Source organism: Thermoanaerobaculum aquaticum (assembly GCF_000687145.1).
Classification (GTDB): Bacteria; Acidobacteriota; Thermoanaerobaculia; order Thermoanaerobaculales; family Thermoanaerobaculaceae; genus Thermoanaerobaculum; species Thermoanaerobaculum aquaticum.
Window position 1 is genome coordinate 1 of sequence record NZ_JMFG01000017.1, and the last position, 21,378, is coordinate 21,378.

Annotated in this window: 22 protein-coding genes, 2 tRNA genes and 1 riboswitch; of the genes, 8 read left to right on the plus strand and 16 right to left on the minus strand. The window is 63.1% G+C overall.

All coding sequences use genetic code 11. The features are described 5' to 3' along the window. Positions 1-97 precede the first annotated feature (97 nt). Together EG19_RS06825 and EG19_RS06830 are read left to right on the plus strand one after the other, a co-directional pair. Positions 98-173 (plus strand) — tRNA-Val (locus EG19_RS06825). A 29-nt stretch (positions 174-202) separates the two neighbouring features. Continuing rightward, positions 203-279: transfer RNA gene (locus EG19_RS06830), tRNA-Asp, on the plus strand. A gap of 459 nt (positions 280-738) precedes the next feature. Here the strand turns inward: EG19_RS06830 and EG19_RS06835 are convergent. Beyond that, positions 739-1,665, minus strand: a complete 927-nt coding sequence (locus tag EG19_RS06835) for a lysophospholipid acyltransferase family protein (protein WP_038049004.1) — start codon at positions 1,663-1,665, stop codon at positions 739-741. 9 nt (positions 1,666-1,674) lie between these two features. After that, on the minus strand, positions 1,675-2,292 hold the full coding sequence (locus EG19_RS06840) for a thiamine diphosphokinase (protein WP_038049006.1): 618 nt from the start codon (positions 2,290-2,292) through the stop codon (positions 1,675-1,677). A 51-nt stretch (positions 2,293-2,343) separates the two neighbouring features. Here EG19_RS06840 and EG19_RS06845 point away from each other — a divergent pair, with 51 nt between their 5' ends. Both EG19_RS06845 and EG19_RS06850 read left to right on the plus strand, forming a co-directional pair. Then, positions 2,344-2,709, plus strand: a complete 366-nt coding sequence (locus EG19_RS06845; protein ID WP_053335029.1) for a gamma-butyrobetaine hydroxylase-like domain-containing protein — start codon at positions 2,344-2,346, stop codon at positions 2,707-2,709. Beyond that, complete coding sequence (locus tag EG19_RS06850) at positions 2,693-3,244, plus strand: inorganic diphosphatase (protein WP_038049008.1); 552 nt, start codon at positions 2,693-2,695, stop codon at positions 3,242-3,244. Before EG19_RS06845 ends, EG19_RS06850 begins: the two co-directional genes overlap by 17 nt. 48 nt (positions 3,245-3,292) lie before the next feature. On the opposite strand, the gene EG19_RS06855 is transcribed toward EG19_RS06850, so the two are convergent. The 3 genes from EG19_RS06855 to EG19_RS12605 all read right to left on the minus strand — a co-directional run bounded on the left by EG19_RS06855 (position 3,293) and on the right by EG19_RS12605 (position 4,899). Further along, the gene (locus EG19_RS06855; RefSeq protein ID WP_038049010.1) at positions 3,293-3,601 is read right to left on the minus strand and encodes a helix-turn-helix domain-containing protein; all 309 of its coding nucleotides are present in this window, start codon (positions 3,599-3,601) and stop codon (positions 3,293-3,295) included. Between the two features lie 646 nt (positions 3,602-4,247). Continuing rightward, the gene (locus tag EG19_RS14540; RefSeq protein ID WP_456119745.1) at positions 4,248-4,502 is read right to left on the minus strand and encodes an AAA-type ATPase lid domain-containing protein; all 255 of its coding nucleotides are present in this window, start codon (positions 4,500-4,502) and stop codon (positions 4,248-4,250) included. Between the two features lie 166 nt (positions 4,503-4,668). After that, positions 4,669-4,899, minus strand: coding sequence for a sigma 54-interacting transcriptional regulator (locus EG19_RS12605; protein WP_053335031.1), 231 nt, complete (start codon positions 4,897-4,899; stop codon positions 4,669-4,671). 750 nt (positions 4,900-5,649) lie between these two features. Between EG19_RS12605 and EG19_RS06870 the strand changes: the two genes are divergently transcribed. The 3 genes from EG19_RS06870 to EG19_RS06880 all read left to right on the plus strand — a co-directional run bounded on the left by EG19_RS06870 (position 5,650) and on the right by EG19_RS06880 (position 8,849). Then, positions 5,650-7,689: a carboxypeptidase-like regulatory domain-containing protein gene (locus EG19_RS06870; RefSeq protein WP_038049015.1), complete on the plus strand. Its 2,040-nt coding sequence runs from the start codon at positions 5,650-5,652 to the stop codon at positions 7,687-7,689. A gap of 402 nt (positions 7,690-8,091) precedes the next feature. Next, the gene (locus EG19_RS06875) at positions 8,092-8,451 is read left to right on the plus strand and encodes a hypothetical protein (RefSeq protein WP_038049017.1); all 360 of its coding nucleotides are present in this window, start codon (positions 8,092-8,094) and stop codon (positions 8,449-8,451) included. A 140-nt stretch (positions 8,452-8,591) separates the two neighbouring features. Next, positions 8,592-8,849 (plus strand): hypothetical protein, encoded by a 258-nt coding sequence (locus EG19_RS06880; RefSeq protein ID WP_038049019.1) that lies wholly within the window; start codon positions 8,592-8,594, stop codon positions 8,847-8,849. 141 nt (positions 8,850-8,990) lie between these two features. Here the strand turns inward: EG19_RS06880 and EG19_RS06885 are convergent, their stop codons facing one another. Genes EG19_RS06885 through EG19_RS06905 form a run of 5 tightly spaced genes read right to left on the minus strand, consistent with a single transcriptional unit; the run spans position 8,991 to position 14,982 of the window. After that, positions 8,991-10,391 (minus strand): undecaprenyl-phosphate glucose phosphotransferase, encoded by a 1,401-nt coding sequence (locus EG19_RS06885; protein ID WP_038049021.1) that lies wholly within the window; start codon positions 10,389-10,391, stop codon positions 8,991-8,993. Then, the gene (locus tag EG19_RS06890) at positions 10,388-11,473 is read right to left on the minus strand and encodes a glycosyltransferase (protein ID WP_038049024.1); all 1,086 of its coding nucleotides are present in this window, start codon (positions 11,471-11,473) and stop codon (positions 10,388-10,390) included. The genes EG19_RS06885 and EG19_RS06890 overlap by 4 nt, the downstream gene beginning before the upstream one ends. Continuing rightward, positions 11,470-12,591, minus strand: a complete 1,122-nt coding sequence (locus EG19_RS06895) for a glycosyltransferase family 4 protein (RefSeq protein WP_053335032.1) — start codon at positions 12,589-12,591, stop codon at positions 11,470-11,472. Before EG19_RS06895 ends, EG19_RS06890 begins: the two co-directional genes overlap by 4 nt. An 11-nt stretch (positions 12,592-12,602) precedes the next feature. Then, positions 12,603-13,709: a glycosyltransferase family 4 protein gene (locus EG19_RS12610; protein WP_053335033.1), complete on the minus strand. Its 1,107-nt coding sequence runs from the start codon at positions 13,707-13,709 to the stop codon at positions 12,603-12,605. Further along, positions 13,693-14,982 (minus strand): glycosyltransferase family 4 protein, encoded by a 1,290-nt coding sequence (locus EG19_RS06905; protein ID WP_081800003.1) that lies wholly within the window; start codon positions 14,980-14,982, stop codon positions 13,693-13,695. The genes EG19_RS12610 and EG19_RS06905 overlap by 17 nt, the downstream gene beginning before the upstream one ends. Before the next feature lie 44 nt (positions 14,983-15,026). Between EG19_RS06905 and EG19_RS06910 the strand changes: the two genes are divergently transcribed. After that, positions 15,027-15,800: an enoyl-CoA hydratase/isomerase family protein gene (locus tag EG19_RS06910; RefSeq protein ID WP_038049026.1), complete on the plus strand. Its 774-nt coding sequence runs from the start codon at positions 15,027-15,029 to the stop codon at positions 15,798-15,800. Here EG19_RS06910 and EG19_RS13400 read toward each other — a convergent pair. The 6 genes from EG19_RS13400 to moaA all read right to left on the minus strand — a co-directional run bounded on the left by EG19_RS13400 (position 15,795) and on the right by moaA (position 20,782). Further along, positions 15,795-16,889 (minus strand): ABC transporter ATP-binding protein, encoded by a 1,095-nt coding sequence (locus tag EG19_RS13400; protein WP_053335035.1) that lies wholly within the window; start codon positions 16,887-16,889, stop codon positions 15,795-15,797. The genes EG19_RS06910 and EG19_RS13400 overlap by 6 nt on opposite strands. After that, the gene (locus tag EG19_RS06920; RefSeq protein ID WP_081800005.1) at positions 16,886-17,710 is read right to left on the minus strand and encodes a molybdate ABC transporter permease subunit; all 825 of its coding nucleotides are present in this window, start codon (positions 17,708-17,710) and stop codon (positions 16,886-16,888) included. Before EG19_RS06920 ends, EG19_RS13400 begins: the two co-directional genes overlap by 4 nt. Next, positions 17,647-18,375 (minus strand): molybdate ABC transporter substrate-binding protein, encoded by a 729-nt coding sequence (gene modA, locus EG19_RS06925; protein WP_053335036.1) that lies wholly within the window; start codon positions 18,373-18,375, stop codon positions 17,647-17,649. Before modA ends, EG19_RS06920 begins: the two co-directional genes overlap by 64 nt. Further along, entirely contained in the window at positions 18,375-19,337 is a 963-nt protein-coding gene (locus EG19_RS06930; RefSeq protein WP_038049030.1) for an MOSC domain-containing protein, read from the minus strand. Before EG19_RS06930 ends, modA begins: the two co-directional genes overlap by 1 nt. Further along, on the minus strand, positions 19,327-19,812 hold the full coding sequence (gene moaC / locus EG19_RS06935; protein WP_038049033.1) for a cyclic pyranopterin monophosphate synthase MoaC: 486 nt from the start codon (positions 19,810-19,812) through the stop codon (positions 19,327-19,329). The genes EG19_RS06930 and moaC overlap by 11 nt, the downstream gene beginning before the upstream one ends. 1 nt (position 19,813) lies before the next feature. Then, positions 19,814-20,782, minus strand: coding sequence for a GTP 3',8-cyclase MoaA (gene moaA, locus EG19_RS06940; RefSeq protein WP_038049035.1), 969 nt, complete (start codon positions 20,780-20,782; stop codon positions 19,814-19,816). Then, positions 20,772-20,922, minus strand: a riboswitch (molybdenum cofactor riboswitch). (Overlaps the previous gene by 11 nt.) Positions 20,923-21,378: the final 456 nt, after the last annotated feature.

The window sequence follows — 21,378 nt, forward strand, 5'->3', positions numbered from 1 at the left end:
CGCGAGCGGCCCCCCGCGTCGAATGTGGTGCCGCCGCTCCTGCGGCGGGTTGACAGCTTTTGCGGAAGCAGGTACATTCATGGTGGGCAGGCTGCGCGGGAGGTTAGCTCAGTGGTTAGAGCACCTGCCTTACACGCAGGGGGTCGCGGGTTCGAGTCCCTCACCTCCCACCACCCGCGGCAGTTCTGCGAACCCCACGGGCGGGGTCGTAGTTCAGTTGGTTAGAACGCCGGCCTGTCACGCCGGAGGTCGCGAGTTCGAGTCTCGTCGGCCCCGCCATGCCTTCTTCTTCGAATAAGGCCAGAGCGCCGAGCCTCGTTCTTGGCCCCCCGACCGCCCTCCCGCCAAGTGGCGAGTCTCGTCGGCCCCGCCATGCCTTCTTCTTCGAATAAGGCCAAAACGCCGGGCCTCGTTTTTGGCCCCCTGAGTCCGCTCCTTTACCGCCGGCAAAGCAGCATGCTGGCTTTCTGTGGGGCCGGCGCTCCTGCGCCGGCTTAAAAAAACACCCGTGCCGGACGCAGGCCCTACGGTCCTCTTTCATTGTGTCTCTGTGGCACGCGCGCCGCGCGTGCATTAATGGCTTTGCCAGAAGCAGGTCCCCCGGCCCTCTGGCCCTCGGAATAACAGCAAGCTGCTTCCGAGTGGGGGGTTCCAAGAGCCGTTGGGGAAAGCCAGTGGAAAGGCCCTGATTTTGGCTGTTGATTTCTTGGCCCGGCGCCGGCCCATGCGCCAGGTCGTTTATTGGGAACCCCAAAACGGGTAAAAGCAGTACCACTGCTCGGGGTAGGTACGCACGTAGCGCTCGAGGATTGCCACCCAGCGCTCCAGGTAGGGGCGAAGCGCTGTTTCTGAAACGTCCTCGGGCACCTCGAAAGGCTCCTCGTAAATCACCCGAAAGCGGCGGTCGGGCTCCACCAAGAAAAACGTGGGGATCACCAAGGCCCTGCCGCGAGCTGCCAGGAAAAAAGGTCCCGGCGGGAACTTGGTTTCCTTACCAAAAAAGACCACCGGCCAGCCTTGGTCGTTAAAATCGCGGTCGCCGTGGCAGGCCAAAATGCCCCCGGAGCGCAAAACCCGAAGCGCTGGAACCACCGACAGCGGCGAAGCGTCCACCGGAATGCCGCGGACGTTCCCCAAAAGGCGCATGCGGGTGCGAAACTCCTCAGCTTTTTCAAAGCGGTCCCGCCAGTACAGCACGTGTACCGGTTCCACGTGCTTGCCCAGGGCAATGGCCCCCACTTCGGGGTTTCCCATATGAGCCGTGAGAAGGAGCGTGCCGCGCCCGCTTTGACGGGCCTGCTGAAAAAAGTCCCAACCTTCTAAGCAGGCAATGTGCTCTTCCACCTTTTCTGGGGGCAGCTGCGCGTAGCGGAAAAAGTCAATCCAGTGGTAGGCGTGCTCCCACATCATATGCCAGGCGGCACGGCGCACCTGGGGGTGCTCAGGGGGTAGGCCCAAAATCCGGCTGAGGTTGCCGCTCACCGCCCGCATGTACTTGGGCCGCACCAGCACAAACGGGGCAATCACCAGCCATCGGGCCATCCAGTACATGAGCGAAAGCGGCCACCAGGTGGCCGCCCAGGCCAAAGCGGGAATCCAGAAGGCAAAGTACGCCCGGTAAAAGGCCTGAAGCCAGCGCGGGGAACCAGCCATTTTGAACTGCACGTCCCTATCCTAACAGGGCAGAAACGCCAGGAGCACCCCTCCCTCGACCTTCACGTGCACTTCAGGCTCCACCGCCCGGTTAGAAAGCGAAGTGCGGGAGACTAAGCTCAAGGGCTCCCCCGCCAAAGGCCAGGCCAAGCCCGAAAGCCACACCCGGGCACAGTGGCCCAGCGGCATGACGGACACAGTGGCCCCCACGGGAACGGCAAAGCTCGCCTGGGAAAACACCGGCACGATCCGCGTTTTTTCCTCCCGGATTTCGCAGGCCAGCCGCTCCCCGTAGCGGCCCAAAAGCCCCAGGTTTTCCAGGGCATGGTCGAGGCGTCCGCCGGTGGCCGCCAGGATGAGCACGCGGGAAGCCCCTTGTTCCAGGGCAAACAGCAGGGTTTTCTCCAAATCCGTGTGGTCTTGATCGGGACGCGGCACCACCCGTTCTTCCCCAATCCACGCCCGCACCTCGGGCGACACCGAATCCAAATCGCCCACCACAAAATGCGGGCGCAAGCCTACGTTGGCCAGGTGGTTTGCCCCGCCATCGGCGGCCAAAAGCAACCCGGCCTGCCGGGCCCGCCTCACGGCTTCAGGCCAAAACCGAAATGGGGCGTTGGCGACAATCACCGCGTCCATGCTTCCCTCGCCTCGCCGGAAACATTACCATGGTGGCGTTTGGAGATGGGGATGAAGGATCCCAAGTTTTCGGTGGAGCAAGCTCTGGTGGTGGGCCACGAGGTGGTGGTGCGGTGGCGGGACGGGCACGAGTCCTACTTCCCCGGGGACATGCTGCGCAAAGCTTGCCCCTGTGCTGGCTGCAAGGGGGAAAAGCACCTTTTCGGCAAAGCCACCTTGCCCACCCTCAAGCCCATGTCGGCCCAAGCATTTGTGCCGGTTGCGGTGCGGTTGGTGGGCAACTACGGCGTGCAGGTGGTGTGGGCCGACGGCCACGACCACGGCATTTACCACGTGGAGAACCTGCGCCGCCTGTGCCCTTGTCCCCAGTGCGGGGGCAGCCAAAACGAGGAGGAGCCCGATGCACCCCTGGCATGATGTGTACGTGGACGACCATGTCATTGAAAAGGCGTTTCCCGTGGTCATTGAAGTGCCCATGGGCAGCAAAAACAAGTACGAACTGGACAAGGAATCGGGTTTTCTGCGGCTGGATCGGGTGCTTTACAGCGCGGTGTATTACCCGGCCAATTACGGCTTTATTCCCCGCACGTTTTGCGACGACGGTGATCCTTTAGATGCACTGGTGCTTATGCAGGAGCCGGTGCATCCCCTCACCGTGGTGCAAGCGCGGGCCATTGGCGCCATGCGCATGCGGGATGAAAAGGGCCTGGATGACAAAATCCTGGCGGTGGCGGTGGACGATCCGGCCTTTGCCGACTACACCCATCACGGCCAGCTTCCCGCCCACACGTTGCGGGAAATCAAGCGGTTTTTCCAGGATTACAAGGCCCTGGAAAACAAAGAAGTGGTGGTAGAAGAGTTCATGGGGCCGGAGGAAGCGCTGGGCATTCTCCGGGAAAGCCTGGACCTTTACCGCCGTTTGCGCCGGGGGGAGCTTCCCCGCAAAGCGTAAATCTCGAACTTTGCCATGATCCGTGGGCGGTTTTGGGCCCGGCGGTTTTCAAAAGCGAGCGCTTGACTTCGCATCTGGGGAATGCTTTTCCAGCTTGCATTTAAGGGTGGAATGAGAAAGGCCCAGCACCCTGGCTGCGGCACGCAAGCTTCCGGTTTTTTCCATGGCCACGAAAATGGCTTTACTTTCTAATTCCTCCAGGGTTTCCGGAAGAGAAGCCTTGCCGGCGAGGATTTCGGCAACGAGTCGGTCCACCAACTCCCCCGGGGAGTGGTCGCCCTTTGCATGGGTGTGCTTGTCTTCGCGGATGCCCAAACCCGGATCGGTGGCAGGAAGGCCCAGGTGTGGAGCTTCCACGATTCCGCTTTTGCATTGACTTACGGCTGCCTCCAGGCCAAGGAATTCGTTCTGGGGGTAATGAGCCTTAGCGAGGAAACGTTCCGGGAGCTCAGCATCGCGCGGCTTCGCGAGCTCCTCAAAGGGGGAACATCCGAGAGGTGGGTTTAATGCCTCGGCGCTTACGTTTTCGAACTGTATCGGCGCCGTATTGAATCAAATTGATGCAGGGGAATCTTTGGTGACGGGGTGTGGGACCCCGCTATGCGGGCCGTACTATTATTATTGTTGCGGGGGTGCGGTTGCTTGGTACGCATCCGCGTTTATAGGGACTTGGAACGCATGTTCATGACGGATCCTTTGATCGCTTCATGGTCGCATTTCCTAGCTTTAGCGATCCCACTCGGGCTCGCAATCGAACGTATCGCCCACTTCAGGCAACGTGGAGCCAAGGCCTGGCTTATGGGTCTACCACCGGGACTGGGGAGCCTTGTCGGCGCATTCGACTTGGCTTTCTCAATCTCAGTGGGGGTGCTAGAAAAGGCTGTTGCTGGCCTGCTCGCGGTGGTTTGCGGCGTGGCCGCGGGGCTCTACCTCAGCGATTGGCCTCGCCTCGGCGGTAAAGAATGAACGACCCAGGCCTGAGAGAATTAAGGACGTTTTTTGTTCAAACCGTGGTGGCTAGCCAGCCACCCCTTGCTTTCTGGCCTTGAGGGCAAGCCAAGGCGCTGCGGTTCCATGCTCCCCTTTGTGAATTGACTAAGGCTTGCCTGTAGGCGATGAAAAACTCCCGGAAGTTGCCGGGCCAGGGGTGTTGGAGCATCAACTTTTCGGTCTCAGAGGAAAGCGCGATTTGCTTGCCGGTCATCTTCTCCAGCCACTGCCGTGCCACGATGAGCACGTCTTCACGCCGCTCGCGCAGCGGCGGTAGGCGGAGCGTGTGTCACCGCAGCCGGAAAAAAGTTTTCGCGGAAACTTCTTTCTGCGCCTTTTTCCTTGAGGTCCGTTCTGGCCGTTGCAATGAACCCGTGATCCACTGACTCAAACCGCTAGGTATCTCAGGGTCGCACGATTTCGGCTGCCAGAAGCTACAGAAGGCAGGCTTGCACGTCCAGTGGCACGTCGCCGATTTCGTCCAAAAACAACGTGCCGCCGTTGGCTGCCCGCACCAAGCCCTCATGCTCCTGGGCGCCGGTAAAGGCCCCTTTCTTGCACCCAAAAAGCTCGGAGTGGACCAGAAAAGAACGGTCGGTTCCGAGATCCACCGCCACCAAAGGGCCTCCCGCCCGCGGGGTTTGTTGGTGGATGAGCCGAGCCAAATGGCTTTAGCCGGTCCCGGTTTCCCCCAAAAGCAGCACGGGGAGGTGGGTTGTTGCCGCATCGGCCACAAAAGCTCTTTTTTTTTGCGTTGTTTCATGCACGAATGTGGCGGGACCTTTCCGCGTCAAGCCAAGCTTTGGGTATAAGCATCTGGGACTCGGTCTCAGCGTAGCTTGACAAGCAAAAAAAGCTTTCATCCCCGCGACACCAAACCCCGCGCCCGGACGCGGGGGGAAGGGAGGGTTGACAATCAGAAGAATGCGCCTGAGCAACTTGCGTTCCTTAGGACTTGGCTGGCTCCTAGCAGTGGCCTTGTTACTGCCACAGAAAGTGGCCGGGCAGGTCTGTTCGGCCTGCGGGCAGGACAAGTATTTGCCTGGTGGCCCGACGGTTGGAGCGCGAGGAATTTGTGAGCCGGCTTTTTCTGGTTTCGCGAGTTGCGATGCGGGAGAGCGATGCACCGTCAAAACGATCACGACCGAAAAGCCCGACCCAGCCAACCCTGGTAACACCATTAAAGAGACAAGGCAAATCAGGGAGTGCATTCCTCGTTGCAATGTTGAAGGGCTTTGCGGCAGCGGCGGGGGTGATGGTGGTACGGCGGCGCGGTTTGTTAACATGTGGGACGGAGGTCTGAGTTCTTGGTTTTGTCCTGCCGAGTATGCGGCTTGGCAGTGCGCGTAAATTTTTGGACGCTTGAGACCAATAGGCCCCTCCCGCACGAGGGGCCTTGCGTTTTGGAGGGTTTTATGAGGGCGGTTGTGTGGTTGTCAGCGGCGGTGCTTACCCTTGGTTTTGCAGCGGCAGGTGCTGTGGAAGTGGAGATCACCTTCTCCAGTTCAGGTACGGACATCGCCGGAAAAACTCGTTACGCAGCGGTGCTTCAGGGTAGAGCCCTGGTGGCGGAAGTGGAGCTGCCACCGGGGGAGGTTTCCTGGAAGCTTCGCCTTGAGCCGGGCGAATACACGGTAGCCTGTGGCGCCGAGGGGTACGGCAACAAGAGCCTCAGGATGGTCGTACAAGAGGGGAAGCAGCAAGCGGTGCGGTGTGGATTGCTGCCTTTGGTGGCGGTGAAGGGGCGGCTTGTTTCCAAGATCAACGGCAAACCCATAGCCGGTGGCACGGTAGGTCCCGCGTTTCTCGCTCTCCACGAGCTTCCCTTTGAAAGCAAGCTCCTCGAGAGGCACCTGCGCTTAAAACACGAAGGCGTAAGCGATGAGGAAGGGCGGTTTTCCTTTGGGCTTCTTCCCGGCGATAACGTTGTTCTCGTGGCCACAGCAGCGGAGCATGGGTTTCGCGTGATGGGCCCGCTGGTGGTGGGCTCCCAGGGGCTTGATTTGGGTGATGTGGCGCTGGAGGGTGGGGGGCGGGTGAGGGTGCGGGTGGAGCCCTGGGGACAGGACTTTGCCCAAGGGAAGTGGTGGGTGGATTTGGTTCCCTCCGGCCAGCTTCAGGAAAGCAGCTCGCGGCTATTGGATCCGCAAAGTGTAATTATGGCTTTGCTTTCCAAGCCCTTAGGCGAAAACGGCGAGGTCTCCTTTGAGGCGGTACCTGCGGGAACCTACGTGGCGCTTTTGAGCACGTTGCCGGAAAGGCTTTTGCGGCGCAGCGGCGGAAGCATTCCCGAAGGGATGACCTACCGGCCTTCCCATAGCACGTCGCCTTTTGTGGTGGCGGCTGGCAGTTTCCAAGAGGTCCTGTTGAGGCCCACGCGTTGGGAGGTGACGGTGAGCGTTTCGGGCCTTGAAAAGGGCCGCTGTGCGGACTTCGAACCCTGGGCGTTTTCTCCAGTGGTGAATTACACCGTTTCCGGCCATTGGGAAAACCAGAATGCTTGTGAGTTTTCGGTCCTTCTTGAGGCTTCCGGGCCGTGGATTTTGGGGTTGAGGCGGCGGGGAGGGGCGGGGGAAAGCGCTGTTCCCCTGGGAACGGTGGATATCCCGGAGGGCTCAGGGAAAAAGGAAGTTCAACTGACGGTTGCTATCCGGTCGGTGGAAGGAAAGGTTGTGGATGCTGCCGGTAACCCCGTGCCTTTCGCCGAAGTTCGCCTGAGCAACTCGCTTTCTTGCAGCAATCGAGGATTCAGTTGGCGCGGCAAGACAGACCGAAACGGGAGCTTCCTGTGCCCCGCAGCCCCGGCAGAGCCGCTGGTCGTCTGGGCGTATCGCTCGGATCTGGGCTGGGCCATGGAAGAAAAGGTCATGGACGAACCACTGGTCCTGCGCCTGGTGGCGGGCAAACAGGTGAGCCTTCGGGTGCTCAATGAGGAAGGAAACCCGGTGAGCGCCCAGCTTCAGTTTTCGCCCCAAGGCGCCGAGGGGCTTACGGTTGGTGTGCTGGACGAAAAAGGCGAAGCTGTCATCCGCCATATGCCCACTGTGGATGGCTCGCTTTTGGTGGCTCTGCTGAGCCCGGATGCCGAGGCAAAAAGCCTGGGTCATTTCAAGCTGTTTGTGCCGGCGGAAAAGCGCGGCTTTTTGGGGGTGTATCAAGCTCTACCCGGTGCCAAGGTGAGCTGGTGGCCCGGGAATTTGCCGAAAGGCGGTGCTTTTTGCGCGCTGGAAACGGAAGATGGCGCCATACTGGGCACGGATGCCTTTGAGGTTTTGACCTTTGGTAGCGATGCCTCCCGCCCCGGGTTGGTCTCCAAGCGGTGGGAGAGGTTGGCGCCAGGGCGTTTCCGGCCGGTGGTGACCGACGAAGCCTGCAAACCGATTTGGCGGGGCAAGTGGTTTGTGGTAGGCGCCGGTGAAACCGTTGAGCTCAGGGAAAAAGCACAGTTGCAGTAAGGCAAACGGTTCATTGTGCACTGGCACAATTGACCGTTGCGTTTTCTCGAAGTTTCGACTCCAAGCGGATGAAACCGAAAGGTTGTCCTTCCGTTTTTCACCCGGTGCCGGAGCTGGCTTGAGGTTTCCAGCTATGGGCGGTTGTCAAGTTCTTGCCGACAAGTTTTGGCGAACTTCAGAAGTGGTAATTGGTCTGGTGTTTTGCTGTGCGTGATTCGTTGATGGCGACCACTCCGTGGCTGTTGTTGGCAACGGCGGGAACGTAAGCGCACAACGCTCCGCCCCGTACGGAAGAAGGAGGATTGCTGGTACGAAGCGTGGTCCTTGGCCGGCGCGTTTTCTTGGTATTCTTGCCACCGCGATGCGAAGTGCGGCAATGCTGAATTCCGGAGGGTTGCTCCCATGTCAGTGCGCGGCTTGGGGTTGACCTCGGCGCTTCTGGCAGCGGTTGGTGTTTTGGGTGTTGCCGGGAAGGAAAGTGTTGGCTTTTGGGCATGGGCCTGTCTGGCTGTGGCCTTGGGGTTGGCGATGGCCATCCTGGTGGTGCAAGCAGCTCGGGATCCCTTGCTTCCTCGGAAACTTCTCGTGCTGGTGCTGGTAGCGCCGCTTTTTGCCGGCGGCTACGGGCTGGGTCGGATGCTGTGGGGTAAGGCTGTGAGCTTGGAGCAGTTGCTGGAGCTTACTGGGCTTTGGTTCCTGCTGTTTGGGGCGTTGGCCGTGGCTTTTCTGATGCTCAGAAAAACCTCGGCGAGGCCATCATGAAACTTGCAATTTTTTTCAGCCTCGCGATGGCGTTTTTATACTGGGCGAGGTGGCTGCAACTGCCCGTGGAACCGTGAACATGGCGCGCGTGTACTTTTCCTCAGGCCCTTGGGTCTGGGATTTCAAGGGAGGAGGTGCCCATGAGCATTGGAACCCCTGAATTGGCCCTGATGGTGCTCTTGGCCCTGGCGGGATTCATTTTCTTCCGTCGGCGTTCCCACCGGCGTTCATGGGTAGTCACTGTGCTGGTTGTGGCGTTTTGCCTTGTAAGTCTCGCCATTTCCCAGCTCTTTCCTGAGCGTCGTGTGCTCGCCGTGGGCTTTCTCCTGGCAGCCATAGCCACAGGGCTGGTGGGTGGGTTCTTGCGGTTTTCAGCTGGGCAAACCCAAAAGCAATAAGCGCGCTTTTTTGCCTCAAAAGGACGGCAGGCTAGGAACGTTTCATTCCGAGCGAAGCGAGGAGTCTGCTTTGCCTTTGCCGTGCAGCTCTGTTTCGATCAGGCTGCTTTTTTACCGGGTTAACTTGGATACACGAAAGCCTCAATAGGCATGGCGGTGGCGCCAAAAGCGCAAAAGTGTGAGCATCAAGATTTTGAAATCAAGGGCCAGCGACCAGTTGTCAATGTAGTAAAGGTCGTAAGCGATGCGCTTGCGCAGGGAGGATTGGCCCCGCAGGTCGTGCACCTGCGCCCAGCCGGTAATGCCCGCCTTCACGCGATGGCGGGCCATGTACTCGGGGTAGCGGGCGCGGAAGCGGGCCACAAACTCCGGTCGCTCGGGCCGCGGCCCCACCAGCGACATTTCGCCTTTGAGCACGTTCCAAAGCTGAGGCAGCTCGTCCAGAGAGTAGCGGCGGAGGAAGGCCCCCAGCGGAGTGACCCGCGGGTCGTTGGGTTGGGCAAAGCGGGGCCCCGTGTGCTTTTCCGCATCCACCACCATGGTGCGGAACTTCAAGATCCAGAAGGGCCGGCCGTCCAGGCCCATGCGCAGCTGGCGGTAAAAGACAGGGCCGCGATCCTGCAGGTACACGGCAAGAGCAATCAAAGCTAAAAGCGGGGACAACAGCACCAGCCCTAGAAACGAAAAGGTGAGGTCCACGAACCGCTTGACGAAGGAGTTCCAACCGGCCAGGGGGATGGCGGTGAGGTTGATCACGGGTATGCCGTCCAAATCCTCCACTCCAGCCCGTAAGGCGTAGTACTGCAAAAGGTCCGGCACCACCCGCACGTCCAAAAGCAAAGGCTCGGCAATCCGCAGGATCTTCACCACCTTGTGCTGGCTGCGCATGGGCAGGGCAATGTACAAAAGCTCTATTCCGTGGGTTTTGACGATACCTTCCAGCTCGCCAATGCCGCCAAGCACCGGCCACTGCCCCACCTTGCCGCTGGCGCCGCCGTTTTCGTCCACAAACCCCACCACGTCCAGGCCCAGCTCCCGGTGCTGGGCAAGCTTTTCCGCCACGGCTTTGGCCAGCTCCCCGGTGCCGATGACCACCGCCCGCTGGCGCCGGTGGGGCGCAGCCCAAACTTTGCCCATGGCGTACCAAAAGAAAAGCCGCCCCAGGGCCACGAAGACCACATCGAGCCCGGCAAAGATGGCCAGGGCCAAACGGGAGTAGGTGAACTCTCGATAGAAGGCCAGGCCGGCGTTGAGCACCACCATGGCCAGCACCACGGCGGTGAAAACGCCCAGGATCTCATCAATACGGGAGCGCCGCGGGCGGCCTGTTAAAAGCCCGCGGAAGTAAAAGACCACTGGCCAAATGAGGGTGATGATGGGAATGAGCGCGAGGTACGGTTCAAAAGGCGGAACGCCTTTGGTCACCGGCATGATGGGCCAGGTAAAACGCAGGTGGTAGGCGAGGATCAGCGCGGCGTAGGTGAGGGCCAAATCCAGGGCCATGACCAGCGTGCGTTGGATGCGGAGTTTCTGGTAAATCATAAGCTGACGCCCACGCGCTCCAATAGGTAGCGGAACCGGCGGCGGAAGCGAGCGCGGGAAAAGCTTTCCGCTCGCTCACGGCAGGCAGCCGGAGAAAAGGAACGGGATAGGGCCTGGCTGCAGGCGGAAGCGAGGGCTTCCACGGTGGGTTCTTCCACCAGGAGCCCGTGTTCCCCGTGAATCACGATGTCGGCGGTGCCGGAGGCGGCTAGCCCCACCACCGGCGTGCCGCAGGCCAACGCCTCCACCGTGGCCATGCCGAAGTCCTCCACGTTGGGAACCAGAAGCAGCGCCGCTTGGCGGTACTCGTCCCGCAGCCGCTCGTCGCTCACCCGCCCCAAAAACCTCACGTTTGCAGGGGAAAAGCGCTCCAGCGTCCGCCGCAAGTGCCCCTCGCCCACGATCCTCAACTCACGCCCCAGCGCTTTGGCCACGGCAATGCCCACCTCTACCCGTTTATACGGAACCAGAGCCGCCACCATCAGCAGGTGCTTGCCTTTGCTGTCACCGGGGGTGAAGAACTCGGTGTCCACCGGCGGCGGGATGACCTCCGCTTCCCGGCGGAAGTAGTGGCGGATGCGCCGGGCCACCAGCTGGGAGTTGGCCACAAAGTGGTCCACCCGGGCGGCGGAAACCACGTCCCACAGCCGCAGGTAAGCCAGGCGGCGCTTGAGCAAGCCGCGCAGGACCCAGGGGACCCGCGCCAGGTAGGCCTCCCGCTGGTCCCAGGCATAGCGCATGGGGGTGTGGCAGTAACACACGTGCACCGCACCCGGTGGCGGGATCACCCCCTTGGCCACGCAATGGCTGGAGGAAATCACCAAATCGAAGCCCGAAAGGTCCAGCTCTTCCACGGCCCGCGGCATGAGCGGCAAAAGCGGGCGGTAAAACCGTCCCCCCAGGGTCCAGGGTTGCAGCCAGCTCACACGGATGGGATGTCGGGAAAGCTCCCCGGAAACGCTTCCTTTGCGGTAAAGCAAGGTAAAAATTGGGGCGTCGGGGAAAAAGCTGGCCATTTCTGAAAGCACCTTTTCCCCGCCCCGCATGCCGGTGAGCCAATCGTGAACGAAGGCAACCTTCATGGCGTTTCCCCCAGCACCCGGCGGTACACGCCCAGGGTTTCCCGGGCGGTTTGCTCCCAGCGGAAGCGTTGGGCCCGGGAGTGAGCCGCCGAGGCCAGCTTCTTGCGGGTTTCGGGCTCCTGCCAGAGCCTGCGCATGGCTTGCGCTTGCTCCACCACGTCCCTGGGGTTCACCTTCAGCACCGCATCCGCCAGCACCTCCCGCACCGCCGGGATATCCGAAGCCATGATGGGAAGCCCGCAGGCGGCCGCCTCCAGTACCGGCAGTCCGAAACCTTCATAAAGCGAAGGGCACAGGAAAGCCAAAGCGCCCCGGTACACGGCCCGCAGCTCATGGCGGGGTAAAAAGCCCAGGAAGCGGACCTTGGAGGCCAGGCCCATGGCCTCCACCCGGGGAGCCAACGGGCCGGTGGGGGTGAAGCCGCCGGCCAGCGCCAGATGCGGGACTTCGTCCCCGGCTTCGTTAACGAAGAGCTGATAGGCCTTGAGCACCGCTTCCACGTTTTTGTGTGGCTTGTGGTTGCCCACAAACAGGAAGTACGGCCTTGAAAGCCCAAGCCGGCGGCGATGGGCCTCGTCCTCGTTTCCGTCATGGTCGGCAAAGAACTCCGCCTCCACGCCGTTAGGGATGACCTCCACCTTGTGGGCGTTGGCCCCCAAAAGGGTAGCCAAGTCCTGAGCCGTGGTGTGGGAAACGGCAATGACCCGCCGGGCCCGCGCCACCGCCGCCCGAATCATAAACGTGGCGTAAGCGTACCCCGCCGGCTTGGGGAGGAACTCGGGAAACAGCACGTGGATGATGTCGTGAATGGTGACCACCATCCTTCCCACGTAGCTTAGCGGGATCACGTAGTGGGGGATGTGAAAAAGCCGCGGACGAAGGGTAGAAAGCCGCCAGGGCAACAGCAGCTGCTCCCGCACCGTGTAGCCTTTGGCTTCTACGTGCAGCACGCGCACGTTGGGCGGAAAGGCGGGCAGCATTTCCCGCCCTTCCGCCGTGACCAAAATCGCCCAGCTCCACTCCGGCGCCATGGCGGGCAGGTGGCGCAGAAGCGCAGCTACGTAGCTGCCGATGCCAAAGTCGGGCAGCTTGCGGGCGTCGAGGGCAACGGTCACCATCCGGCGGCATTCTAGCCCGGGCTTCCCGCAAGTTCTGAGAGCAGCAAGACCCACTGGGGCCAAACCCTGTCCCAGCGCAGCTCGGGAGCCCGTACCGCTGCCCTTTGACGCAAATCCGCCTGCACCTCCGGGCGCAGGGCTGTGCCGAGGGCTTGGGCCAAAGCCTGCGGGTCCCGGGGAGGGACGTGGAGGGCCGCACCAGCCGCCACCTCCACCAGCGCCTCCTCGTTGGAGGCCACGCAGGCCGCCCCGCAGCACAGGGCCTCGGCCAGAGGCAAGCCGAACCCTTCCTCCTCGGAAGCCAGCACCACCAGTTGCGCGGCACGCAAAAGCGCCCGTGCTTCCTCGCGGGTGACGTAGCCGGGGCAATGCACCCGCTGGGGCTGCCGGTGACGGGCCAGGGCTCGCTCCACGAAGTCCCCGCCCCAGCCCCTACCCCCCGCCAACACCAAATCGGGGGCCTGGGGGTTTTCGGCCAGCAGCAGGTCATGGGCCAGGATCAAGGTGTCTACGCCCTTGCGGGGCTCCAGGGTGCCCAGCTGTACGATGAAGGGCCTTCCCTGGGCGAATTTCGCCTCCACCGCTGCCCTGTCTTCCTCTCCGGGGGAGAAAAACTCATCCACCGCCAGAGGGATGACCCTCACGTCCCGGGCCCACCCCGGGAGCAGCGTGGCCAGGCGGTGGGCGGTGGCGTGGCTGGAGCACACCACCACATCGGCCTGGGCCAGGGATTCCTCCACGTAAGCGTTAAAGCAAAAGCGGTTGGCCAGGCGGTGGTGGTGAGGGCGGCTGCGGGGGGTCAAATCGTGGAGCACCAAAACCGAGGGCGTTTGCAGACGCCGGGGCAAGATCCCCAGAGTTCCCACGAAAATATCGGCCCCCTGCACCTGGCGGGCGGCTGTGGTGACGAGCCAAAGGGTGCCCGGGAGCGGCAAGCGCGGGGCCAGCACCGGCAGCTCCCGGGGAAAGCCCCGCAGGCCCACTTCAGCGGGTCTTGGCAGGTGCAGCTCCAGCGCCCAGGGCGTGGCCTGGGCCAAATGGCGCAACAACCCCTCCAGCCAAACCCCCACCCCGGTGCGGGCTCCCAAAAGCGGGCGGGCATCAAACGCAATACGCATCGGGAAAACCGGTTTCTTGTCCTGCCACCCGGTGAAAGACCCCGGCGGTGGCCCGGGCCGCCTCCTGCCACTGGAAGAGCTGGGCCCTTTGCTTGCCCTTTTCACCCAGTTGGATTTTAAGCCTGGGGTCCGAGGCCAGCTTGAGGATGGCCTGCGCCAGGGCTTCCGGCTTGGCCGGGTCCACCAACAGCCCCGCATCCCCCATCACTTCCGGCAAGGAGGACGTATTCGAGGCAATCACCGGCACCCCGCAGGCCATGGCCTCCACCACCGGCAATCCAAACCCCTCCAGCCACGAGGGCATGAGCAGGGCTTCCGCCTGCCGCAAAACCGCAGTGAGGGCGGCCCGGGGCAGGTAGTCGAGATGCAGGATGCGCTCCCGCACCGGTGAGCGGGCCAGCTCCTCTTGCGCCTCTTCCGTTCGCCACCCCCAGCGGCCCACCAGCACCAGATGGCCCGGATAGCCCCCTTCCACCGCTTGCTGAAAGCCCCGCAAAAGCCCCAGGAGGTTTTTGCGCGGCTCCAGCGTGGAAACGAAGAGAAGATAGCGCGGCGGGATGTGGGCGGGTACTTCGCCGGGTTCGCGCAAGAACAAAGGATCCACCCCTTCGTGGATGACGTGAATGCGGTGCGGGCGTATGCCCAGAAGCTGCTGAAGGTCTTTCGCGGTGGCCTGGGAAACGGCAATGATGGCCGCGGCTTTGGCCAGGGTCTCGGGCAAACGCGAGTGCAGGTTGTCGAGCGTTTCCTGCTGCACGGTGTGGGGCAAGCGCAGGAAGGCCAGATCGTGCACGGTGACCACCAGCTGCCGGATGGCTGCCTGGTGGCGGCGGGGAGGGAAGAAGTTGGGCGCAAAAAACAGATCGTTGCCATCGAGAAAGAAGAACAACGGCTCCACCACCGTGCGCAGGAACGCGATGGTGGGCTTGACCGGCAGCAAAAAGCCGGCAGGAATATGGTGAAACCGAAAGCGGGTGCGGGGGGAAAGGGGCAAAGGCGGAGGGGCCGGCTCATCGGGTGCCGCGAAGGTGTGGGCGTAAAGGTTGAGGCGCAGCTGGGGATCCACCTTGGGCAGCTCCAGAAGCAGGTTCCAGGCGTACCAGCCCACGCCGGTCATGCGCTCGAAAAACGGGAAGATGTCCACTCCCACCACCAGCTCCGCTTCGCCCTTCACCACCCGGCGGTAAAACCGCCGCCAACGGGAGAAAAAGGTTCCCAGCAAATCCCGGAGCAGGTGGGCCCAAAAGGCCAGGGTCACGCGCCACCGCCACATGGTTGCAAAGCCTACACGAAACCGAGAGGTGTTAGCATGAGCGCATGGAGCCGGTACGCCTCACCAGCCACGGACCCGTGGCCATCGTGGAGTTGGCCCGGCCGGAAGTGCGCAACGCCCTTTCCCGGGAAACCGTGGATCTGCTCACCTCCTACCTCTCGCGTTTACGGTCTGAGCCTCTTCGGGCGTTGATCCTCACCGGCGAGGGTGGACACTTTTGCGCCGGGGCGCACCTGGGTGAGCTTTCGGAAAGCCTCGACCAGCCGGGCGCGGGTCAAAAGGAAGCCAGCCGCTTGGCCGCCCTTTACTCCGCGCTGTTGCACTTCCCCTACCTCACGGTGGCGGCGGTGGAAGGCTCGGCCTTTGGCGGCGGAGCGGGGCTGGCCTGCGCCTGCGATTTTGTGGTGGCTTCCCCGGAGGCGGTGCTGCAGTTTTCGGAGCTGCGGCTGGGGTTTGTTCCGGCGTTGATTAGCGTGTTTTTGGACCGGCGGGTGGGAAGTGCCCGCCTGGCCCAGCTTTTCCTAAACCCCCGGCCGCTTTCGGCGGCGGAAGCCCAGAGCTTGGGGTTGGTGGACGAGGTAAACCCCAACCCCCTGGCCCGAGCTCAGGAGCTGGCCCTGGAAGTGGCGGCCAAAACCGCTCCTTCGGCGGTAACGGCCTGCAAGCGCTTGCTCCTGGAGCTTTCCCACCCCCAGCTCGACCAGCAGCTGGCGCGGGCCGCCCAGGTCAACGCCGTGCAGCGGGAGCAGCCGGATTTCCGCAGGGGGGTGGAGCACTTTTTGACCCACAAGCGCTTCCGCGACTGGTTGGGTTCATAACTCCGGGCTCGCCTCGTTTGGGGGGAGGAGAAACAAGGAGCGGGGCTTAAGGCAGAGCTGCACCTCCTGTCCCACCTTCAGCCCCCGATCCAGGGCGGTGCAGAGCGGCACCCGGGCGGTGACCGAAAGCCCCTGCTGGGTGGTCATGTTCACCTGCGCCTGCCCATCCAAAAACACCAGATCCCGCACCGTGGCCGGGAAAAGGTTGTGCTGCACCTGCGGTCCCAGGGGGCGGTGGGGGTCAATGATGGCCACCTCCTCGGGGCGGATGCCCACAAACGCCGCGGGTCCCCGGCGGGCCACCTCCAGGGTCACCGGCACCGCGAGGGTCACCCGCAGCCCCGACCCCTCCGGGGTGGCGGAGGCCACCGGCCAGAGGTTTTCCGGGCTCAAGAACTGGGCGACGGCCAAGGTGGCCGGTTGGTGGTAAAGCTCCTGGGGGGTGGCCAGCTGGTGCAGCTTTCCGGCCAGCACCACGGCAACCCTTTGCCCCAGGAAGAAAGCCTCGTTGCGGTCGTGGGTGACGTGCACCACGGTACAGGAAAACTCCCGGTGCAGGGTGCGCAAGAGCTGCCAGAGCTCCGGCTTGCGGTGGGGGTCCAGGGCGGTGGAGGGCTCATCCAAAAGCAAGATGCGGGGACGGGTGAGCAGCGCTTGCGCCAAAGCCACCCGCTGCTGCTCACCCCGGGATAGGGTCCGCACATCGCCCCGCTCCAGGAGGCCTTCCAGCCCCAGCATGGCCACCAGGTGCTGTAGAAGCTCCCGATCAGGGCTTTCACCCCGACAGCGCACGCCAAAGGTGAGGTTTTCCAGCACCGAGCTGCGGGGAAGCAAGGGCAAATGCTGGGAAAGGTAAGCCATGCGCCGCTGCCGGGGGGGGACCGCCAACACCGGCTGCCCCTGGCACAAAACCGCGCCTTCTGCGGCTGGATGCCAGCCGGCCATGGTTTCCAAAAGCACGGTTTTGCCGGCACCGGAAGGACCCAGCACCACCAGGTACTCGCCGGCAGCCACGGTGAGGTTTACGGGCCCTAGCTGGAACGACCCGCGCCGCACCACAAGCCCTTGAAGTTCCAGCGCCGGGTTCACCGTTTCTCCCAGTACCGCACCGCAGCCAGGGCCAAAGCGGCCGCCAGCACCAAAACCAAAGCCAGTTGGGCAGCCAACCGCAGCTCCCCGGCGCTTAACGCCATGTAAACCCCGGTGGCCAGGGTTTCGGTGCGCCCGGGGATGGTTCCGGCCACGGTAACGGTGGCGCCAAACTCCCCCAAGGCCCGACCAAAGGCCAGCACCGCTGCAGCCAAAAGCCCGGGTTTGCTGGCCGGCAGCGTGACCTGGGTGAGGACGAACCAGCGGGCTGCCCCGTAGGTGATGGCGTGTCTTTCCAGCTCCCAGCTCGCTTGCGCAAAGGCAGCGGCGGCGGTGCGCACCACCAGGGCCAAGACCACCGTGAACTGGGCCAGCACCACGCCGGGGAAGCGGAAGGTCACACCGATGAGCCTTTCCAAAAGCGAGCCGGGGGGGAACTGCAGAAAAAGCAAAAGCGCTGTGCCCAAAGCCACCGGGGAAAGCACCAGCGGCAGGTCCAAAAGCAGACCCACCCAGCCCCGTCCGCCCCAGCGGCTGCGGGCCAGCCACCAGGCGGCCGGCACCCCCAAAAGCAGGGCCAACAACGTGGCCAAGCTGGCCGAGGCCAAACTCAAACCCAGAGGGACCAGGATGGCGGTGGCCGGCTTTCGGCCAGGTCCCACCAGGGCCAAGCGCGCCAGGCCGGCCAAAAGCCAAAGCACGAAAAGGGCCAGCACCACCGCCGAGCTGGTGGCGGCAAGGCCGAAGGGGGACTGCCCTAGGGCTCGGTGCGGTAGCCGTACTTGCGCCAAATGGCCTTCCCTTTGGGTCCTGCCAGCCACCGGAGCACCTCCAGGGCTTTTCTGGGGTGTTTGGAGAACACCGAAACGGCGCCGGCCACCGAAGCTTGCTCCGGGGTGAGCTCCGGCGGAAGGGGCACTTCTTCCACTTCGCCGGGGAACCAGCGCACGAAGACGTCCCAGCCCAGCACCGCATCCACGGTTTTGGTGCCCAGGAGGTTGGCCACCGCCTCGCAGGAATGGGCCCGACCCAACCTGGGCATGATCCGCTCCCACTGCCCGGCGCGCTGCAGCACCTTTTCCCCGTACTCCCCCACGCACACGGTGCGGGGATCGGCAACCGCGGCGCGGATGTCCTCCCGGGCCAGGTCCGCAAGCCCCCGCACGTTTTTGGGGTTGCCTTTCAGCACCAAAAGCGCCGGGCGCAGGAAGACAAAATCCACCCGGGTTTTGGCATCCACCAGCTTTCGTTCGATGGCCCGCTCCAGCCAGTCGTGGCTGCCGGGGATGTAGATGTCGCCCTTTTGGGCCAGCTCCATTTGCGAAAGCACGGTTCCCGAGCCCCCGTAGGAAAAGGTCAGCCTGATCCCCAAATCCTGCTGGATAGCCACGGCGGCTTCGTCCAGAACCGGCTTGCTGGCGGCGCCGGCAAAGACCAAAAGCTCCGGGGGAGGGGCCGCGAGGCTCAAAACGAGCGCGAAAAGCATCAGGCCAGGGCCTCCTGCCTTTCCCGGTCGGTCTCCGGGTGGGCGGTGTGCCCCCGCAGTAAAGCAACGGCGTGGGGCAAGAGGGGCAGGATGACCTCCAGGTTTTCGCAGGCCGCCCGCCGGGACCCGGGGAGGTTGACGATGAGCGTGCGCCCCACAACCCCGGCAACCCCCCGCTGCAGCCACGCCCTGGGCGTCCTTTGGGCGGAAGCGGCGCGCATGGCTTCCGCAAGACCCGGCACCTCCCGCTGGATGACCCCCCGGGTGGCTTCGGGGGTCACATCGCGAGGCCCCAGGCCGGTGCCGCCCACGGTGAGGATGAGGTCCAAACCCCGGCTGGCCAGGTCCCGGAGGGTTTTTTGGATCACCGCCAGCTCATCGGGGACCACCGCAGCTTCGGCCACGAAGGCCCCAAGCTTTTCGGCCAGCAGCGCCTGTACTGCTGGACCGGCGGTGTCCGCTGCTTCCCCGCGGCTGGCGGAATCGGAAACGGTGACGACCGCAGCCACCGTGGCCTCCCGCGGGACCAGCCGTTCCACCTGGATGCTTTGCCCCGGGGCCACCGGGCCTCCCCGCACCACCCGGGCAAAAAGCCCGGCCCGGGGCATGATGCAGTCGCCGGTCTTGTAGTAAATGGCACAGCGGGTGTGGCACTCCTTCCCGACCTGGGTGATTTCCAGGCGGGCTTCGCCAACGGCCAGGCGGGTGCCAATGCCCAGCGAATCCAGGGACAAGCCCCGCACCACCAGGTTTTCCCCAAAAGCCCCGGGTTTGAGGTTTAAGCCCTTACTGCGCATGAAGTCAATGTCCGCCTCATCGAGCAAGCTCACCTGGCGGTGCCAGTCACCGCCGTGGGCATCGCCGGCCAAGCCAAAGCCGGCCACCAGCTCCCCGGAGGGGATGGCGTGCTTCGGGGTGCCCTTCTTTTCCGAAATGCAAACGAACGCCACTTCACCCTGCATGGCTTTCCTCCCGTCGCCAAAGGCCGGACTTGCCGCCTTCCTTTTCCAAGAGCCCCAGGTTTTCCAAAACCATGCCTTTGCCCAGCGCCTTGAGCATGTCGTAAAGCGTCAAACCGGCCACGGTCGCCGCGGTGAGCGCCTCCATTTCCACACCGGTCTTGGCAAAAGCCTTGGCTTCCGCGCGAATGTGGATGCGGTCGGCTTCCAGCGCGAAGTCCACCTGCACCCAGTCCAGGGGGAGCTGGTGACAGAGGGGGATGAGCTCCCAGGTGCGCTTGGCGGCGGCAATGCCGGCCAGGCGAGCCGCTTCGAACACGTTGCCCTTGGGTGTTTTGCCTTCCCGAACGGCCCGGGCAATGGCCTCCCCCACCACCAGGGTGGCGGCGGCCACCGCCCGCCGGTGGGTTGGGGCCTTTTCCCCCACGTCCACCATCCGCGTGCGGCCCTGCTCATCCAAATGAGTAAGCTCGCTCATGCTAGCCTCCCACGGCGCTCATGGGGAGCTGGGATTGCATGGCCGCCGGCGGCTTTTTGTCCGCCAGGTACGGCCAAAGCTCCGCCAGGGCCTTTTTCTCCCCCTGGCGCAGGAGCGCCACCAGGGGCACGGTGTAGGGGTCCATCAGGCAGCGCCGTAGCCTCCCCTGGGCATCCAAACGCAACCGGTTACAGGCATCGCAGAAGCTGTGGGAAACCGGGGTAATCCAGCCCAACAGCACCTCGCCACCGGAAAAGCGGAACAGCGTGCGGCGGGCCGGGCCGTTCGCTTGCCCCACCAGCGGGATAAGCTCCCCCTGTTGAGCAAGAAACGCCTGCACCTTTTGGGCGCTCACGTACTCCCGCTCTGCCCAGGCGGCCTCCGTGCCGGTGCGCATGAGCTCGATGAAGCGCAGCTCAAGCTTTTGGGCGCAGGCGTAAGCCAGAAGTTCCGGCACGTCCTCCCGAAAGGTTGAGGCCCGCAGCACGGCGTTGAGCTTCACCGGCGAAAGCCCTTCCCGCTGAGCAGCAGCAATGCCCGCCAGCACCTCGGTGACATCTCCACCGCGGGTGAGCTCCCGGAAGCGCTCGGGGTTTAAGGTGTCAAGGGAAACGTTCACGCGGGCAAGCCCTGCGGCTTTGAGCTCGGCTGCCAGGGCCGACAAGCGGGTGCCGTTGGTGGTCATGGAAACTTCCTCGATGCCGGAAAGGCCCGCTAGCATCGCCACCAGCCCCACCACGCCCTTGCGCACCAAAGGCTCACCGCCGGTGAGCTTCACCCGGTTCACCCGCAGGTGCTGCACCAGAAAGGCCACGGCCTGAGCGAGCTCTTCCAAGCTCGGGAGCTGGCTGTGGGGGATAAAAGCCACCCCTTTGGCCGGCATGCAGTAGCGGCACCGCAGGTTGCAACGGTCGGTGAGAGAAAGCCTTAACGTTTGGGGCTTTAAGGAAGGTGGGGGTTGAGCGGTCACGTTGCCTCCTTTCCAAAGCCGGGAGGTCGCCCCGTTTCCAGGACGGCCCTTGGGGTCCACCGGCCCCTTGGCCGGTGCCCACCGCCCGTCCGCCTTGGGCGCAAGCCTTTAGGCGGCCCGGGTCGGAGACAATCACACTATGGGGCTTTTATCAGCAAAAGGCAAGCTGCTCGTGAAGTAAGACGCAATCTAAAAAAGACCCAGCGCCGGCACCGCTTCCCCGGCGCCATAAGCGCGCCCTGGCTCCAACCGCACCAACAGGTTGGCGGAAGCGGCAGCTTTAAGATCGTGGGAGCTTTAAGTGTACTTTCTTCGCAACTGCTGACCACTGACGCGATAAGTCCGGGGTCCCGCGGGTTGACAACAAAAAAAAAGGCGTGGTACTGTCCCGCCGAAAAAAAGCCCGCGCCCGGGAGCGGGGCAGGAAGAAGGGAGGAAAGGTTATGACGAAAGCGTTGCGAGGTGTTTTCTTGAGCTTGGGAGTAGTGGCCGGGTTGGCTGCTCCTGCCGTAGCTTAAATTGACGTATGCCATACGGAGCGCGTAGGTAATTGCACCAAGCAGGTCTGCCACAAGTTCCAGGGAGAACGGCTGGTG

Bases quoted from the DNA above. Each gene is read 5' to 3' on its own strand.
- EG19_RS06840 (WP_038049006.1), bottom strand. From the start codon at position 2,292: ATGGACGCGGTGATTGTCGCCAACGCCCCATTTCGGTTTTGGCCTGAA.
- EG19_RS06845 (WP_053335029.1), top strand. From the start codon at position 2,344: ATGAAGGATCCCAAGTTTTCGGTGGAGCAAGCTCTGGTGGTGGGCCAC.
- EG19_RS06850 (WP_038049008.1), top strand. From the start codon at position 2,693: ATGCACCCCTGGCATGATGTGTACGTGGACGACCATGTCATTGAAAAG.
- EG19_RS06870 (WP_038049015.1), top strand. From the start codon at position 5,650: ATGAGGGCGGTTGTGTGGTTGTCAGCGGCGGTGCTTACCCTTGGTTTT.
- EG19_RS06875 (WP_038049017.1), top strand. From the start codon at position 8,092: ATGTCAGTGCGCGGCTTGGGGTTGACCTCGGCGCTTCTGGCAGCGGTT.
- EG19_RS06880 (WP_038049019.1), top strand. From the start codon at position 8,592: ATGAGCATTGGAACCCCTGAATTGGCCCTGATGGTGCTCTTGGCCCTG.
- EG19_RS06885 (WP_038049021.1), bottom strand. From the start codon at position 10,391: ATGATTTACCAGAAACTCCGCATCCAACGCACGCTGGTCATGGCCCTG.
- EG19_RS06890 (WP_038049024.1), bottom strand. From the start codon at position 11,473: ATGAAGGTTGCCTTCGTTCACGATTGGCTCACCGGCATGCGGGGCGGG.
- EG19_RS06895 (WP_053335032.1), bottom strand. From the start codon at position 12,591: ATGGTGACCGTTGCCCTCGACGCCCGCAAGCTGCCCGACTTTGGCATC.
- EG19_RS12610 (WP_053335033.1), bottom strand. From the start codon at position 13,709: ATGCGTATTGCGTTTGATGCCCGCCCGCTTTTGGGAGCCCGCACCGGG.
- EG19_RS06905 (WP_081800003.1), bottom strand. From the start codon at position 14,982: ATGTGGCGGTGGCGCGTGACCCTGGCCTTTTGGGCCCACCTGCTCCGG.
- EG19_RS06910 (WP_038049026.1), top strand. From the start codon at position 15,027: ATGGAGCCGGTACGCCTCACCAGCCACGGACCCGTGGCCATCGTGGAG.
- modA (WP_053335036.1), bottom strand. From the start codon at position 18,375: ATGCTTTTCGCGCTCGTTTTGAGCCTCGCGGCCCCTCCCCCGGAGCTT.
- EG19_RS06930 (WP_038049030.1), bottom strand. From the start codon at position 19,337: ATGCAGGGTGAAGTGGCGTTCGTTTGCATTTCGGAAAAGAAGGGCACC.
- moaC (WP_038049033.1), bottom strand. From the start codon at position 19,812: ATGAGCGAGCTTACTCATTTGGATGAGCAGGGCCGCACGCGGATGGTG.